Here is a 16,701-nt window from a genome sequence, read left to right as displayed (position 1 = left end):
ATTGACAATGTGTTAGGTGTTGATACATATATTTACAGAACTTTTGATAATTTTGTTAAAAAAGTCAGGAATTTAATTTGACTTATACTGTTTTATATAATTCATATAGCAAATGGCTGCAGGCAATGACCATCAGGATATAAAAAGAGAGAAAATTTTAGAGGCTTCTTATCAGCGGTTTTTACATTATGGTTATTCAAAAACCACCATGAATGAAATTGCCGGCGATCTGTCAATGTCAAAAGCTTTGCTGTATTATTACTTTCCTGATAAAAGTCAGTTGTATATTGCAGTGATGCGTAAGCTGTCTAATGACTACTTAAAAATTTTAGAAGATAAAATAGATACTTTTACAAATCTTAAAGAAGCCTTTGTTTTCCAGATCAATACAAATCATGACTTTATTGTAAGTAACTATAATTTCTTTGATTTTTTCAGGCTTAATGAACAAAACCTTCCTGATTCCATATGGGAAATTGTTGTTCAGGTTCATTTGTCAGAATTGAATTTATTAAGCAATGCGATAAAAACCGAAATTGAACGCGGCACTATCAAACCAATAGATAACCCCGACGAAATCGTTGACTTGTTGCTTGACGCCTTACACGGTATAAGAGTTGGTGCAGTGTCGCAAAAGAAAACAAGCTTTCCGCGTAAAGAACATTTAGAAGAAATACACGCCAAAAAACTATTACTGATCGATATTTTTATCAAGGGATTGATGTATTAAGTAAAAGGATCCCAAAATTGATTTACTGTCAGTTATTAGTCAAAAGATTGATAATCAGGCATACGCCGAATATTATTAAATACCTTTGTTCTTGTAAATAATTTCTAAATGCGGTTTTATTCCCTTAGATGTTATTCAAAGAAACTTCCTATTTAATAAGAGGTGATTGTTTTAGAGTGATTTAGCAGAATGGAGTATATCCATTCTGCTTTTTTATGCTTTAGATACATTTTAGCAAGGCCAGCGGAAATGTCTTGAAAATGGAATCAACAGTGATATGATCAGTATAGGCGGATGATTTACCGCTTAATAAATTATCCCATTTTATGGGCGCATCCTTAGGCAAAATGATCTGCGTATTTCCCCAATCAATATCGCCCGGGTGGTTGCTATCAGCATTTATTTGTCCTAAATGTAGCGGTATAGCTATAATGTACCAGTTATTATCATTCTGGCGGGCATAAGCCAATACATTATCCTTGTATTTGCCATTAACCTGAAGTGGTATGTAGATGCCGTTTTTAAATGTTTCCGTATCATTTTTGCGCTCATTAAATAAAAGCTGTGTAAGCCAAAGTTTGATGCCGGCATTGTAACGATTTGCCCAAAGCAGGTCAATTGATGTTTTTGAGGCCATCAATTCCTGTAAATTATACGCTCTTGCTTCATAATCAACCTGGCGGCGATTATCCGGATCAACCATGCTCAGATCCCAAAACTCGCAGCCCTGGTAAACGTCAGGAACACCAGGGCAGGTAAATTTTAAAACTGTTTGTGCCAGCGAATTGATAATGCCATAGTCGGCAATTTTTATTTGAAGCTGCCGAAAGCTTTTCATAAAGGCACTTTCGGGCTGTATTATAGCATCCACGAATTTTTTGCAGCTTGCTTCATATAGTTCATTCGGCTCGGCCCATTGTGTGTGTAGTTTGGCCTCGCGCAAGCCCTTTATCAGGTATTCTTTCATTCGGGTATGAAAATCATTCCCATCCTCGCCGGGCATTGGGTAACTGCCTGCTATACTTTGATAAATCAGGTATTCATCGTTGGCATCGGGTACTTTATTTGTTTTGTATTTGCTGTTAACCTTTTGCCAGTGTGTAACCATATTCAGCCAATCATCTGCAATATCAGTTAGTACGTTAAGCCTGGCCCTAACACCTTCACCACGTTTGGTATCATGGGTGGCTGTAGCATTAATGGATAATGGCCATTCCTGTTGACGGGTAACCATGTAATTATGGAATTCATCAACCGGTAGCCCAAAGGTGAGTGGTGTATCGCCAACCTCATTATGGCCAATAAAACGATCATAAGTATACATTAGGGTATCTTCAACACCTTTGGCCATCAGCGGGCCTGTAAACTGCATACAGCGCAGGTAGAGATTTAAGGCCCTTTGTGCATAATCAGATGATGGGTCATTTTTAAAGAAGATATCCTCAAACAGCGCAACTGTTTCCTTTAATTCAGGTTTAACTTCTCTTATACCCTTAAATATATATTGTATTGCTTTTTGTTCGGCCTGGGGCAAAGGAAAGCTGTTGCCATAATACCTGTAAACCGGGCACCTGATCAAAAACTCTGCAATTACAGTTTTAATTTGATCGGGTTTTATTTTAATGGTATCAGCCAGTTCCAGATCGTAAAAAAGCTGGTAAAGATTTTCAAGTTCCCCCGCCATGTGCTCATACAGTATCAGCGACTTTTTGTTTAATATAGATTGAGTAATGGATGATTTATCGGCATTAAAATTCCTGTAGAAATCAGCAAACTGCTTTTTGCTTTCTGCTTGCGTAAACAGATTGTTTACARCAGCCAGAAAATCATAACCGGTATTACCTTGCACCGGCCAGTTTTTGGGGAAACCTTCTCCATCTTCCAGTATTTTTTCAACCACGACGTAAGTTTCGTTACCTGTTAATTTACGCAAACGTTCAAGGTAAACAGTTGGGTCATAAAGCCCATCAATATGATCTAAACGTAGGCCCTGAATAATGTCCTTATCCAATAACGTTTTAACAAGTTCGTGGCATTTATCAAATACTGCAGGGTTTTGCATGTTGAGGCAAATGAGCCCGTTGACAGTAAAAAAACGACGATAATTAATTTGCTTTTCGGTTTCCTGCCAATAACATAATTGATAATACTGTTCGTCTGATAGCTGTTGCAATAGAGTTGGCTGCTTGTTAACCCGCTCAACGCAGTTTTTTAAATATTTTTTAGTTGGCAGTTGTTGATACAGGGATTTAAGCTGCTGTTTTAATTCGGTAAAGCGGATGTTGTATGTTTTATCATCATCACTTTGTTGTAACTCTTTTGCTTCTTCAATTAACAGATGGATAGTTTCGAGCTTATCTTCGGTTACAGTTTGCAGTATGGAAATATAGGCGTGCAGATTTAAAGGATAATATTGATCTGCATAGGTAAATACAAACTGACCATCCTTGAACGCTATTTTGATTTGCCCGTCATTTAACGCATCCTCAAATGGCAAACCTAAAAGAGGAACCATCACCCTGCTGTGGTACACTGGTGCCGACCATATAATGTCAAAAAAATCAACGTATGCTGAACGCTTGCCTTTCTCCAGCACATCCATTAACCAGCTATTGTTTTGGTGGAAGGCCATGTGGTTTGGTACAATATCCTGTAACCAGCCAATGTTCAATTTTTTGAGGGTTTTGCTGATATTTTCCAGTTGCTTCAAAGTTCCTATCTCAGGATTAATGTGTAAAGGGTTAACTACATCATAACCATGGGTGCTGCCAGGCGTGGCTTCAAAAATAGGAGAGGCATATATAGTGCTAACCCCTAATTGATGCAGGTACGGTATAATGTGCTCAAGATCTTTAAAAGTAAAATCTTTATTAAACTGTATCCGGTAGATAGCAACGGGGTTATGCATAATATTGGGTATATATCAGGATAGACTCCGGAGGTATTGCCATTACACCTGTACTGATTATTTGCGGTGATGAAACAGGTCCATTCCATCCCGGCCCGGCAGAGTCAAATAATTTTTGCCATTGATCTACGCCTTCAGGTATCATCACATTTTGATTGGTATTGGCGAAATTCAACAAACAAATTATGCTCTGCTCGTCAGTCCATCGTTGTAAAATCAATGTATTATTGACTGTATCTACTTCAACGCTCATGTTTTTCCGGTCGGGACTTTTTAGAGCTGGTTGATGCTTTCGTAACCCGATCAGAGCTTTATAATACCTCAGCATGGTTTGGTGAGGTTCCTGGTCAATCATATCCCAGTTTAGTTTGGAGCGTTCAAAGGTTTCTATTGCCTGTGGGTCGGGAGCTTCACCATGAGCATGGAAATCTGCAAATTCAGCTTTGCGACCTTTTCTTACAGCCTTGATCAGCTCTTGATCTGTATGGCTTACAAAAAACAGGAATGGGTTAGGCTCACTTCTTTCTTCGCCCATGAATAGCATGGGCAAAAACGGACTGATCATTACGGCTCCTGCCATCAGCTTTTGCATTTCAAAACTAAACAAATGGCTTGAACGCTCGCCCAGCATCCGGTTACCAACCTGGTCATGATTTTGCGAAAACACCACGAACTGCCTGCCATTTACATCATCAGTACTGGTGCCAAATGTTTTTTGTCGTTGCTCAGAATATTGGCCGTGATATACATAGGCATTTTCATAGGAGTTTGCCAGATCGGCTATGCCATTAAAATCTGTATAATATCCATTTCTTTCGCCGCCTGCTGTTACACGCAGGGCATGGTGAAATTCGTCGGTCCATTGTGCATCCATGCCGTATCCACAGCGATTTACGGGGCTAATGAACCGGGTATCATTCAGATCACATTCTACAATAAGATAATGAGTTTTTCCGGATGCCTGCACCAGTTCAGCCACTTGCCTGCTGATCTCCTGCAAAATATGTTTTGGACTAAAATCTTTAATAGCATGTACTGCATCCATCCGCAAGGCGTCCACATGAAAATCACGGAACCACATCAGCACATTCTCTATAAAATAAAGTCGAACCTCATCGCAGCCGGCATCGTCAAAATTGATAGCCCTGCCCCATGGTGTGGGGTATTTATCGGTAAAGTAAGGCCCGAATTGACTAAAGTAATTACCCTCAGGGCCCATGTGGTTATATACCACATCTAAAACTACAGCCAGCCCTTTACTGTGGCAGCTATTGATCAAATGCTGTAAACCCTGCGGTCCTCCGTAGCTGTTTTGCACCGCGAAGGGAAAAACACCATCATATCCCCAGTTCCTTTCGCCGGGGAATTGAGCTACGGGCATAATTTCTATCGCGGTAATGCCAAGCTCAATCAGATAATCAAGTTGCTCTTTAATGCCTTTAAAGGTGCCATCGCGGGTAAATGTACCGGTATGGAGTTCGTAAAATATATAATCAGCCAGCGGAGTGTTTTTCCATGTAGCATCTGTCCAGTTAAAAGTGTTTACGTCAAATGCTCCTGATGAGCCATGCACGCCATCTGGTTGAAAAAGTGATGCCGGGTCAGATAGTTGTTTGTCATCTACATCAAACCAATATTGGTCATTAGGTTTAATCTCACCGGTGGTTAATGTCCAATAGCCGTGCTCTTCCCTGATTAATGGAAGCATTTGTTTATCAAGTTTGATAAAAACCTTGCCGGCATTTGGTGCCCACAACTTTACCTCAGCAAGTCCCGAAATATTAAAGTTAACACCTATTGATCTGTTATTGATGTTTAGTGCCGCCATTATATACCAATTGGTGTTTAAGTAATATAACCGATCTCCCCGCTACCTGTATGATAGATTCAGCGCTATATTTGCAGGTATTTTCATCTATTTGCTCTTTACCGGTATCTATCAGTAGTTCCCAATCCTTGGCATATTCAATTTTGGGTAATTTGTAACTTAATGGTTCATCATGCGCGTTAAAAATAATGTAGAAACTATCATCAACTACTTTATTACCTTCGGCATTAACGCTATGGAGGCCTAAACCATTTAAAAAAACAGCTACCGATTTGGCAAAATCATGACTCCAGTTATCATCGGTCATTTCAGAGCCGTTGGGTAAAAACCAGGCTATATCAGCAATGCCATTACTTTTTACAGGCTCGCCCTTAAACCAGTTTTTCCTTGAAAAAGCGGCGTGATCTCTCCGCAAACTGATCAATTTACGTGTAAAAGCCTGCAGCTCCTTATCCATTGTTTTCCAGTTTATCCATGAAATTTCATTGTCCTGGCAGTAGGAGTTATTATTCCCTCCCTGTGTGCGGCTCATTTCATCACCGGCAACCAACATGGGTACACCTTGCGAAAGGAAAAGCGTAGTTAAAAAATTCTTTTTCTGTTTCTCGCGTAGCTTATTGATAACTTCATCATCTGTAGGGCCTTCCACACCGCAATTCCATGAACGGTTATAGTTTTCACCATCATTATTATCCTCACCATTGGCCTCGTTATGCTTTTCATTGTATGATACCAGATCGTTCAAAGTAAAGCCATCATGCGCGGTGATAAAATTGATGCTGGCTGTAGGCCTGCGGTATGATTTGTACAGGTCAGAGCTTCCGGTTATGCGGTCGGCAAATTCTGCCAGTGTACTTTCACTTCCACTCCAGTAATCACGTATACTATCACGGTATTTACCGTTCCATTCTGCCCACCCCGATGGAAACTTACCCACCTGGTAACCGCCTTCGCCCAGATCCCAGGGCTCGGCTATTAATTTTACCCGCGATATGATTGGGTCCTGGTGAATGATATCAAAAAAGGCGCTCAGACGGTTAACTTCATGCAGTTCACGGGCCAGCGTGGCGGCAAGATCAAAACGGAAGCCGTCAATATGCATATCCACGATCCAATACCGCAGGCTATCCATCATGAGGCGCAGCACATTGGGTAAATTTGCGTTCAGGGTATTACCCGTACCTGTATAATCCATGTAATACCTCTTATCATCATCTTTGAGGCGATAGTATGAAGCATTGTCAATACCCTTGAAAGATAAAGTAGGACCCATTTGGTTGCCTTCGCCGGTATGATTATACACCACATCAAGAATTACCTCAATCCCGGCTTTATGCAACTCCTTAACCATGTTTTTAAATTCAATAACCTGTTCGCCAAGTACACTGCAGGATGCATAGCGGGCATCTGGTGCAAAAAAACCAATGGTATTATAGCCCCAGTAATTGGTGAGGCCTTTTTCTACAAGATGCCTGTCTGTAAGAAAATCATGAACCGGCATTAACTCAATAGCGGTAATACCCAGATCTTTTAGATAGGCAATAGTAACGGGATGGGCTATAGCCGCGTACGTACCCCTGATATCTTCAGGTATTTCAGGGTGAAGCTTGGTGAGCCCTTTTACATGTGCTTCATAGATCACCGAATTAAAGTAGGGTACGTTAGGACTTTTATCGTCCCCCCAATCAAAATTATGGTCGATAACTACCGATTTGGGGACAAATGCAGCATTATCTGTTTCACTAAAACTCAGGTCTTCATCAGGGTTGCCTACTTCATATCCAAATAAGGAATCATCCCAATCAATTGTGCCTGCAATAGCCTTTGCATAAGGATCTATCAATAGTTTGTTGGGGTTAAAACGATGACCGTTCTCTGGCTCATAGGGGCCATGCACCCGGTATCCATATAATTGTCCGGGTTTTAAGCCGGGTATGTATATGTGCCATATCAAGTCAGAAAATTCGGTGATCTGAATTCTCGATGATTCTATTTCATCGTTCACTGTAGTAAACAGGCAAAGATCAACACCTGTTGCATTTTCTGAATAAAGCGTAAAATTAACCCCATTACCATCCCAGCTTGCGCCACGTGGAAATGGATTGCCGGGGTATGTTATTATTTTCATAAATGTTCAGGTAGTTATTTATTGTTACTAAACTTCAAATTGAAATTAAAGCTAATTGTTTTGGGCGGATAATTTTTTGTTCTGATCAGCATTTAACATGATTGCTTAAAAACGTCAATAATACATTTCCTTTTTTTTAAATAAATTAATTTATAATTGATTGGTATTAATTATAAATGTAAATTTGAGTAACCTAAACAACGAAATTTATGAGCAAGAAAATATTCATCGTTGAGGACGACAATGATTTGTCTGACGAAATACAATCGAACCTGAAAGGAGAGGGTTATCACACTGCTGCTTATCCCGGTAAAAATTCCATAAAGGGTGTTATACTGCAAATGCCCGACCTGGTATTGGTGGATAACAAATTAAAAGACGGTTTAGGGAGCGAACTATGTTCGGCCCTTAAAAAACATCCTTTAACCAGCCATGTCCCGGTAATACTGATATCGAGGGGTGAAAACCTGGCTAATGTAGCCCGGGAATGCGGTGCCGATGCTTATTTAAATAAGCCATTTAATATGGCCAGGCTATTGGAAACGGTAGATAGGCATTTAAATCATCTTGTTTAATCTGTTATAATTTATTGCTCACCATTTTTTAAAGATCACAAATACGGCCAGCACGATGAGCCCAAATCCGGCCAGGTGGTTCCAACCCAGCTTTTCGTCTTTAAAAAAAATGAGCGTGAATGACATAAAAACCACGAGGGTTATAGCCTCCTGTATAGTTTTAAGCTGAACCAGTGTAAAAGGCCCCCCATTGTCTTTAAAACCACCCTCATTGGCTGGTACCTGAAAAAGATATTCAAAAAATGCCAACCCCCAGCTGATCACAATTATGGAGAAGATCCCCAGGTTTTTACCCCATGAATATTCCTTAAACTTTAAATGCCCATACCAGGCAAACGTCATGAATGTATTGGAGATAGTTAAAAATAGAATTGTTTTTAATCCTTTCATGTATTAATAATAGCTAATGATGAGTTAAACAATTTACCTTGTCAATGTTTAAGTTTTCAATAATATTTATTTTTAATTGAAAAGCCGCGCATGATGTATAATTACATCTTGCACGGCTCAATAAAGAATGGTTATTGCTTATGCTTTTACAGCTACATCATCATGGTCAGTGCCGGTAACTACATCATACCAGTCTGCTATATCCTTTTCAAAGGCGGCTGTTTTTTCCCTGAACCGTTTAAGGGTATCATTACCTAAAGGCAAGTGCACAGGAGGATTTTCTGCAGCGGCAAGTTTAACAAAGGCTTGTGCCAGTTTTTCAGGATCGCCTGGTTGTTGGTAGTTAGCCTCAGTAGCAAACTGTCGCATAGCACCTACAGTTTCTGCATAATCATCAATAACGTTTGCAGTACGGCTAAGTGATGATGTATCCAAAAAATTGGTGCGGAAAAAGCCAGGAGCAACTACAGTAGCATGTATGCCCAGTGGCGCAAGTTCCAAAGCCATTCCTTCGGTAATGCCTTCTATGGCAAATTTGGTTGAACCATATAAGCCCCACCCATAATAAGCGCCTAAACCACCAACTGATGATATATTGATCACATGACCTGAATGTTGTTTGCGCATGTAAGGTAATACCGCCCTTATCACATTCAGCGTACCGAATACATTCACTTCATAGTTTTGCTTTACCTCCTGGTCTGTAGCTTCTTCAACAGCGGCCAGTAAGCCATAACCTGCATTGTTTACCAATACATCAATACTGCCAAAATGATCAATGGCTTGCGCGGCGGCTTGTTTTGCTTGTGCTTCATTGGTAATATCAAGGGTTACCACATACAGGTTTTCATTGTTATTAAACTGAGTGGCCAATTCTTCTGGTTTGTTACGAACGGTGGCTACTACTTTATCACCTGATGCTAATACTGCTTTGGTAATATTCAAACCGAACCCTCTTGAGGCACCGGTGATGAACCATGTTTTTTGAGTTTTCATTGCTTTGATTTTTTGTTTGTTTTGATATATCAAAGATGAGGAGAAGCGGTAGGGTAGCTTATAACAATAACAAAGCGTTTATTATGAATTTCAAAGATTGATAAATAAAGCAAATGAAATTAAACTGATTAGTTAAGCATGATGAGCTTTTCTGAATTCGGCAGGGGTGAAACCGGTGTTTTTTTTGAAGAAGAGGTTAAAGCTGGGTTGTTCGGCAAAGCCAATGCTATAACTTATATTTTGTAAGGTCCAGTCGGTTTGTAACAGCAGCACTTTGGCTTCTTCAAGCAGCCGGTTACGGATATGAGTGCTCACATTTTGCCCGGTATGCTTTTTTAATAAAGCATTAAGGTGGTTGGGATGTACCGATAGGCTGGAGGCAAACTCCTTAGCCGTTTTTAATCTTATTGGGGTTTCGTAATTAATACCTGAAGTTTCTGTTTCCAGTAGGTTAAAAAATTGATGGATATGATTAAATTCCTCAGATACACTATCAGGTTTAGGGAAACGGGCTACTTTCATGCTCTCCACCATTAAAAGCTGTAAATAGGCCTGCATGGCATCTTCCTTAAATTCACTTGCAGATAGCTCTTCATTTTTCATACTACTGAATAAATGATTAAGTATCGGGAGGTCACTCTCTGCCAAACGGATTACGCTTTTATGCTTTTCGTTAAATAAACCAAACTTATCAATGGTAGCTTTTAGCTGTGGGTGGCCGTTGATGAAGGATTTTTTGAAGAGTACGTAATAACCGCCAGACTCATCTGAAAGGTTTTTCCATGAAATAATATCATTGGGGTGTATATAAAGCAGGGTAGGCTCTTCAATATAATAGGTGTTGAGCCCCATGGTGAAAACGCCGGCGCCTTTTGTTACCAGCAAAACTTTATAAAAATCGCGCCGGTTAGGCGATAAGTAGTTACGGCATTCGTGCTGCTCGCGGTTAAATACCCTGATGGTCCAGCTTTCATAATAATCACGCATAACCGGTATCAGATCGGGCAGATCGCGCAGGGTATCAATAAGCCGGTTGTCTAATGTGGTTTGCATGAATTTATGTTTCTGTTGCTCAAAATTAAATATTGTAAATGGTATTATTAAACAGGATCGCTTTTTATTGCTTGCCGCGTGTAACGGGCATAATCCCTGAGCTCAATGGCATTTGCTGCCTCATCTACGGTCTGCTGCATTTCTTTCAGGAATCTTTTAAAGATTTTTTCCTTCCAGGGTAATTTAACAAGTATGCGCAACATCGTGGTTTGAAACCATAGCTGTGTATTTGATTTACTTACCATCTCTTTTAAAACGGTTATTCCCAGTTGTTGATTGGCCTTTACAAACCACCTCATCTGGCTTTCGTAATTGTTAAATGCCCTTTGATGATCTCCGGAAGCAGCCGCAAGTTCTCCGGCTAAAACATATGCTCCAACTAATGCCAAGCTGCTTCCCTGGCCAGATGCGGTTGATGGGGAATAACCGGCATCGCCCAGTAACACCACACGGCCGTTTGATAAACTATTCATTTTTACCTGGCTTATGGCATCAAAATAAAAATCAGGTATATCATGAATGGCATCTAATATTTGTGAAATAGCCGGCCCTTCATCCTTAAACTGATCAATAACCATTTGTTTTTGCTGCGCTGTATTACGGTGATCATGATCTGTTGCTGGTGCCGCAAACATGAACAATGCCTTTGCATCCTGATTTTCGCCTGTGCTATATATGTTTACAAGCTTATTCAAAGCAGGATAGCTTAGTTCCCAGTGATCGAGGTCAAAGTGATTAGGTATAGTGAAGATGGCTACATAATAGCCCAAATGTTTAATGGTGATGTTTTCTTTTTCAAATGCCAGTCCCCGCACATTCGACCTCAAGCCATCGGCCGCTACAACCAGGTCAAACTGGCGCGGTTCTCCCTGTTTAAAGGTAACGGTTACATGCTCAAGAGTTTGGGTTATGCTGATAATGGAGTCATTAAAAATATATTCCGTTTGATCTTTGGTTTCGTTATAAAGGATCACGGATAGCTCGCCCCGCATGATTTCCACATCGGTGTCCTGACGCATACCAAATATATTGGGGTCATTGAGCTCTACATATCGTTTACCTGCCGCGGTTATCATGGATGAGCCCCGCATGGCGGTATTTAATTCTTTTACCTGATCTAAAATACCCATACGCCCGGCTACCTCAGTTGCCACCCCACGCAAATCAATCCTGTAACCCCCTTTACGAAGTTCGGCAGCCCGTTCAATAATAGTTACATTAAATCCATAATGGTTAAGCCAATAAGCCAATGCCAGACCGGCAATACTTGCACCTGAAATTAAAATATTTTTGTTTTTTAGGTTGCCGCTCATAACTGATCATTAAATATTGCTTCAAATATGATAACATAATAATGGCATCAATAGTAGATTTCGGCCAATTAGCCTAAATCATCGGTGAATGGAGGTAAGAAACCGGAAAAAGGTTTGGCCCATTATTTAAAAACTTAAACCTGGGTGACGATATAGTCACCCAGGTTTAATAAGTTTGTTTTTTTAGGGCAATGATCAATGATGATTTTTCGCAGGCGCATGTGGATAAGGAGATAAAAGATTCCTTCTCCATAAATTATCTATCGAACCAAACATTTGATAGCTTGTCTGTTTGCAGGATAAATTACCACCGCGTCTTTATGCTTAAAGAAGGCAGTGGTACACTTTTGGTAGATGATGTTGCCTATCAACTATCTGGCAGTGAGCTTTTTTTATTGGCAAAGGGGCAGTTATATGCATTTCATCCCAATACCCGTATAACCGGATATGAACTTTCATTTGGCGATTGTTTTTGGGAAAAGGCTCCTGATAGCGCCAGTAATTGTAAAGCGGTATTGTTTAATAATGCGGCGGCTAATCAGCAATTACCTTTAAATAATACAGATCAATCAGAACTGGATGTACTTTTTCAGATGCTTTACCAGGAGTTTATAAAGGATGATTACCCGAATAAGCTGGATGCTTTGGCTGCCTATTTAAAGATCATCATGATCAAGATAGCTAATGTGAACGCGGCCTTAATTCATGGGTATGATAGCTATGAAAAACAACTTTACAGGGAGTTTATAGAATTGGTAAGTAAACAATATCAGGCAACGCATGAAGTGGCCTATTTTGCGAGCCAGTTAGGGATCTCTGCCCGTAAGCTGTCTGATCTGTGCAAGCGTTGCAGTGGAAAAGGAGCTAAAGACATCATCAACGGACAGCTTATTGCCGAAGCCAAGCGGTCGCTGCAATTCTCATCAAAACCGGTAAAAGAGATCGCGTTTCACCTCAATTTTTCTACCCCCGATCAGTTTAGTCATTTTTTTAAGAAGAATACACAGATCTCGCCTCATGATTATCGTGATCGTTTTGTAAATATTGGCATGTGATTGGCGGTTTTTAACATTCCGGGGCTGCTTTAACCAACCTATTTTTGTTGATATAAAATCAACAAAAATATGTCAGTAAATAAAGTAAAATCGTTAGCCGGGATAGTTATTCCCGACAGCGCTATTGCCCAGCAGGCCACCGAACTATTATTAGAGCACGGTACAGAGTTTATTTATAATCACTCTCTGAGAGTTTTTCTTTTTTCGTCGCTCAACGGAAAACGTAATAATTTACAATACGATCCTGAACTGCTTTATGTGAGTTCTGTATTTCACGATCTGGGTTTAACCAAACATTACAGTAGTCCTGACCTGCGCTTTGAAGTGGACGGGGCCAACGCCGCCCGCGACTTTTTGAAAAGCCATGGCCTGCCCAAAGAATCATTACAGCTGGTGTGGGATACCATAGCCTTGCATACCACTATAGGCATTGCCGAACATAAAGAGCCGGAAGTTGCACTTATGTATTCGGGAGTGGGTCTTGACGTAATGGGCGAGGGGTATGATAATCTGAGTGCAGAACACCGGGAGGAGATCATCCAGGCATTCCCGAGAAATGATTTTAAGAAAAATATAATCCCAACGTTCTTTAGCGGTTTTGAACACARAACAGAAACCACTTTTGGTAACATTAAGGCCGATGTATGTGCCTTTATGATCCCCAATTTTCATCGTAAAAACTTTTGCGATTGCATTCTGCATTCACCATGGAGTGAATAAGTTGTTTAATGATTCAAGTGGTTTAAAACATCATTTGAATCATAAATGTTACATCCTATTAATTATATATTAATTAAATATTTATTCGTGACAGTAGTTTTGTTGTATCCAACCAATAAAACCTGATTATGAATTTATCTACGTTAACACCTTTCAAATGGGTACTAATCCTATTGTTTTGCCAGGCTTCTATCTGCTTTAGCAAAGCATCTGTTTATCACCCCGTACCTGCCAATATGGGCAATTTTAAGTTTGATAAAAAGATCTCGCGGATAGTACTGGAAAACTACTTAGACCGATCAGTCACCATGCAGAGCATGCTGGTAGGTAAAGGTAATTTTGATGATAACCTTAGGATGATAAAAAACATTGGGGCCAAGTTTATAGGGCGGGCAGTATGCCAGTGGGGCGAAGAAGCGGATATTCCAAAGAACCTGCAACAAGAAAAAGAGCTGGCCGCCAAAGTACATGCCAGTGACCCCGATATAATTTTACAGGCTTGTATTTTTGAGATAGTAACGCCACAGGTTGATCAGCTTGCCGTACCTGACTGGGCATTTACCGCCCTGAATATGCCGGTACAGAAACGAAATTTTAGTTATGCTGATATGCTGTATCCCGATGGGAAGTTTAAAAATCAATGGGGCAAAGGTTCTGTACCTGATGTAAGCAGGCTCGAAACAAAGCTTTTTTTCTATTACCTGGCTGTATCATACATAAATATAGGTATTGAAGGTATTCATTTTGGACAGGTGGAGCTGATGAACAAAAACGACCTTCATTTGGATAATTATGCACAGATATTAACCCTGATCAGGGATTATGCCACCAAACATGCCCGCAGGCACATGATCATATGCGATTCGCATGTGCCCAGCGGTGGTTTTGTGCGCAATGGAAAATTGCTGATGGATTTTCATGCTTTTCCATTAAGAATAATGGAAACCCCTGATAAACCGGAAGAGGCAATGCTCAAGGTAGGGCATACAGACGCGCTTTATCTGCGCAGTAAAGGCGGCATTACCCCAAGTGGCTGGACTTGCGAACATTTGCCTTATCTGGTTGAATTTGATAACTATGGTGTAAGCAAAAAGCCAGGCCAGGCAAATGCCGGTGACATTCCTTTTTGGGTTTGGGGTTATGATGAGATTAGCTGGTTTGCACATCAAAATAAACAATACCGTACCCAATGGCTGCATTACGCGTATGATTGGGTCAAAAGAACTGATCCCAACGGTCACCTTGAAATGCCCGGCGGCAGGCAAACTACATCACCGATTGATAAAAAACGATGGTACTATGCCAATAACCCGGGCACTGCGGTACCCGATGGTCATGGCGATGAAGACACCATCCGCGATATATGGGCGGCTGCATCTGAAAATAAATAGGCAGCTGTTATTTACAGCTTTTGCTCGTTTATGATCTGAATATCATCCTTAACGATTGATCTTTTGATAAATAGGCTGTGGCCCAGTTATACAATGTTTTTAACTTGTTGCGGTAATTTACCAACGAAATTAAGTGAATAAATAACCACATGAACAAAGCCAGGATACCGCCAATATGCAGCTTGTTTTTAAACAGGTCAACAACCGCTTTATTACGGCCTATAATGGCCATATCGCCTTTATCAAAATAATCAAAGGCGCTAAGCGGCTTACCTTTTTGCATGGCAATAAAGTTTTTGGCTAAGTTGCGGCCCTGCTGTATAGCTACCTGCGCCAATTGAGGGTGGCCTTTGGGGTATCTTTCGTCAGTTATTTGAACGCTGGCATCGCCGATGGCATAAATATTATCAACGCCGGTTACTTTGTTAAATTCATCAGTTATCATTCTTTTTCCAACACCTAAACTGCTTTCAGGGATGCCTTCAAAAGTATTGGCAGTGATACCTGCGGCCCAGATCAGTGTTTTGGTTTCAATCGTTTCGCCTGTTGATAAAGTGACTTTGGTCTTGTCAAAATCTTTCACCTGGGTGTTTAATTTTACTTTTACGCCTAATTCTGTCAGCACCTTGTAAGCTTCCTGATGGGTTTTATCACTCATTGGGCCTAACAGGTTTTTACCGCCATCAACAATATAAATGCCGCCAGGGGTACCTTTAAGTTCGGGGTAATCCTTCAGGAAAATATTTTTCTTCATTTCGGCCAGCATACCGGCAATTTCAACGCCTGTAGGGCCACCGCCGGCAATAACAATGGTCAACATTTTTTTTCGCTCTTCACGATCCTGGGTCATCGCGGCCTGTTCCATAGTTTGCAGCAAACTATTACGCATGCGCAAAGCATCATCAATGGTTTTCATTGGTATGGCGTTTTGCTGAACATTTTCCATACCGAAAAAGTTTATCCTGGCACCTGATGCAAACACCAGGTAATCATATGTAAGTTCTTCGTCAGTTAAATGTACAGTTTGTGATGACGGATCTATTTTTACCACATCGGCCATGCGGTAGCTTATCCTTTTATTCCTGAATAGTTTGCGAAACGGATAGCTGATATCCGATGCGTCAAGAAAGCTGGTTGCCACCTGGTAAAGCAGGGGTGGAAAGTAATTATAATTGTTTTTATCAAGCAAAATAACCTGGTAGTTTTTGTCTTTGGCAACTTGTTCTGCAAGGTTTATCCCTGCAAAACCACCTCCAACAATCACAATTTTTTTAACCGCATTCTGGACAGTGTCCGCGGTTGCTGGTATAGTTTTAGGAGTGCTCATTTTAGTAAATATTGATAGTGTACTTTATACACAAAGATACCTATATTTTACTACTTGTACATACTTTACCAGTGTTATTTGAGGTAATATAAAAGTATTGACAATGAGATGAATAAAGCGTTTTGTTTATGCCTTAGGATACGCTAATATGATCAGGAATAGGCTTTTTGCCCGTGATTTATGGTGATTAAAACCACCTGATTTGGGGATAGAAATCTATTAATTTATTAGTGAGTTTTGTTCTATAACTTATTTGACTTACATGGAAGATATAATGTATATAGAGC

The 16,701-nt window shown here is 40.3% G+C and carries 13 protein-coding genes; 5 read left to right on the top strand and 8 right to left on the bottom strand.

Going from position 1 to position 16,701, the window contains the following annotated elements; all coding sequences use genetic code 11:
- Window positions 1-112 precede the first annotated feature (112 nt).
- Window positions 113-730 carry a TetR/AcrR family transcriptional regulator gene (locus AC1DRQ_RS24680; protein WP_477427772.1) on the top strand — a complete coding sequence of 206 codons (618 nt, stop codon included), beginning with the start codon at window positions 113-115 and terminating at the stop codon, window positions 728-730.
- A 220-nt stretch (window positions 731-950) separates the two neighbouring features.
- Here AC1DRQ_RS24680 and treY read toward each other — a convergent pair whose 3' ends face one another.
- Genes treY through glgX form a run of 3 tightly spaced genes read right to left on the bottom strand, consistent with a single transcriptional unit; the run spans window position 951 to window position 7,594 of the window.
- The gene (treY, locus tag AC1DRQ_RS24675) at window positions 951-3,638 is read right to left on the bottom strand and encodes a malto-oligosyltrehalose synthase (protein ID WP_477427770.1); all 2,688 of its coding nucleotides are present in this window, start codon (window positions 3,636-3,638) and stop codon (window positions 951-953) included.
- Window positions 3,631-5,466 carry a malto-oligosyltrehalose trehalohydrolase gene (gene treZ / locus AC1DRQ_RS24670; RefSeq protein WP_477427768.1) on the bottom strand — a complete coding sequence of 612 codons (1,836 nt, stop codon included), beginning with the start codon at window positions 5,464-5,466 and terminating at the stop codon, window positions 3,631-3,633. The genes treY and treZ overlap by 8 nt, the downstream gene beginning before the upstream one ends.
- On the bottom strand, window positions 5,444-7,594 hold the full coding sequence (gene glgX, locus AC1DRQ_RS24665) for a glycogen debranching protein GlgX (RefSeq protein ID WP_477427766.1): 2,151 nt from the start codon (window positions 7,592-7,594) through the stop codon (window positions 5,444-5,446). Before glgX ends, treZ begins: the two co-directional genes overlap by 23 nt.
- Before the next feature lie 209 nt (window positions 7,595-7,803).
- On the opposite strand from glgX, the gene AC1DRQ_RS24660 reads away from it, so the two are divergent.
- On the top strand, window positions 7,804-8,169 hold the full coding sequence (locus AC1DRQ_RS24660) for a response regulator transcription factor (RefSeq protein ID WP_429401917.1): 366 nt from the start codon (window positions 7,804-7,806) through the stop codon (window positions 8,167-8,169).
- 18 nt (window positions 8,170-8,187) lie between these two features.
- Here AC1DRQ_RS24660 and AC1DRQ_RS24655 read toward each other — a convergent pair whose 3' ends face one another.
- From AC1DRQ_RS24655 to AC1DRQ_RS24640, 4 genes are all read right to left on the bottom strand, one after another.
- Window positions 8,188-8,559, bottom strand: coding sequence for a DMT family protein (locus AC1DRQ_RS24655; protein ID WP_429401915.1), 372 nt, complete (start codon window positions 8,557-8,559; stop codon window positions 8,188-8,190).
- Between the two features lie 138 nt (window positions 8,560-8,697).
- A complete protein-coding gene (locus tag AC1DRQ_RS24650) occupies window positions 8,698-9,555 on the bottom strand; it encodes an oxidoreductase (RefSeq protein ID WP_477427764.1) in 858 nt (285 codons plus the stop codon).
- 132 nt (window positions 9,556-9,687) lie between these two features.
- Window positions 9,688-10,608, bottom strand: coding sequence for an AraC family transcriptional regulator (locus tag AC1DRQ_RS24645; protein ID WP_477427763.1), 921 nt, complete (start codon window positions 10,606-10,608; stop codon window positions 9,688-9,690).
- 47 nt (window positions 10,609-10,655) lie between these two features.
- The gene (locus tag AC1DRQ_RS24640; RefSeq protein ID WP_477427762.1) at window positions 10,656-11,921 is read right to left on the bottom strand and encodes an FAD-dependent monooxygenase; all 1,266 of its coding nucleotides are present in this window, start codon (window positions 11,919-11,921) and stop codon (window positions 10,656-10,658) included.
- 191 nt (window positions 11,922-12,112) lie between these two features.
- On the opposite strand from AC1DRQ_RS24640, the gene AC1DRQ_RS24635 reads away from it, so the two are divergent.
- The 3 genes from AC1DRQ_RS24635 (at window position 12,113) to AC1DRQ_RS24625 (ending at window position 15,087) form a co-directional block, all read left to right on the top strand.
- Window positions 12,113-12,976 carry a helix-turn-helix domain-containing protein gene (locus AC1DRQ_RS24635; RefSeq protein ID WP_477427761.1) on the top strand — a complete coding sequence of 288 codons (864 nt, stop codon included), beginning with the start codon at window positions 12,113-12,115 and terminating at the stop codon, window positions 12,974-12,976.
- A gap of 69 nt (window positions 12,977-13,045) precedes the next feature.
- Window positions 13,046-13,696: an HD domain-containing protein gene (locus AC1DRQ_RS24630; RefSeq protein WP_477427760.1), complete on the top strand. Its 651-nt coding sequence runs from the start codon at window positions 13,046-13,048 to the stop codon at window positions 13,694-13,696.
- A gap of 128 nt (window positions 13,697-13,824) precedes the next feature.
- Window positions 13,825-15,087: a hypothetical protein gene (locus tag AC1DRQ_RS24625; protein WP_477427758.1), complete on the top strand. Its 1,263-nt coding sequence runs from the start codon at window positions 13,825-13,827 to the stop codon at window positions 15,085-15,087.
- Between the two features lie 28 nt (window positions 15,088-15,115).
- Here AC1DRQ_RS24625 and AC1DRQ_RS24620 read toward each other — a convergent pair whose 3' ends face one another.
- Window positions 15,116-16,414 (bottom strand): NAD(P)/FAD-dependent oxidoreductase, encoded by a 1,299-nt coding sequence (locus tag AC1DRQ_RS24620; RefSeq protein ID WP_477427756.1) that lies wholly within the window; start codon window positions 16,412-16,414, stop codon window positions 15,116-15,118.
- Between the last annotated feature and the right edge of the window lie 287 nt (window positions 16,415-16,701).

The organism is Mucilaginibacter sp. P4_E8 (assembly GCF_056401495.1).
Note: the sequence above shows the minus strand (reverse complement) of the source record. Positions and strands in the feature narration are given on the sequence as shown.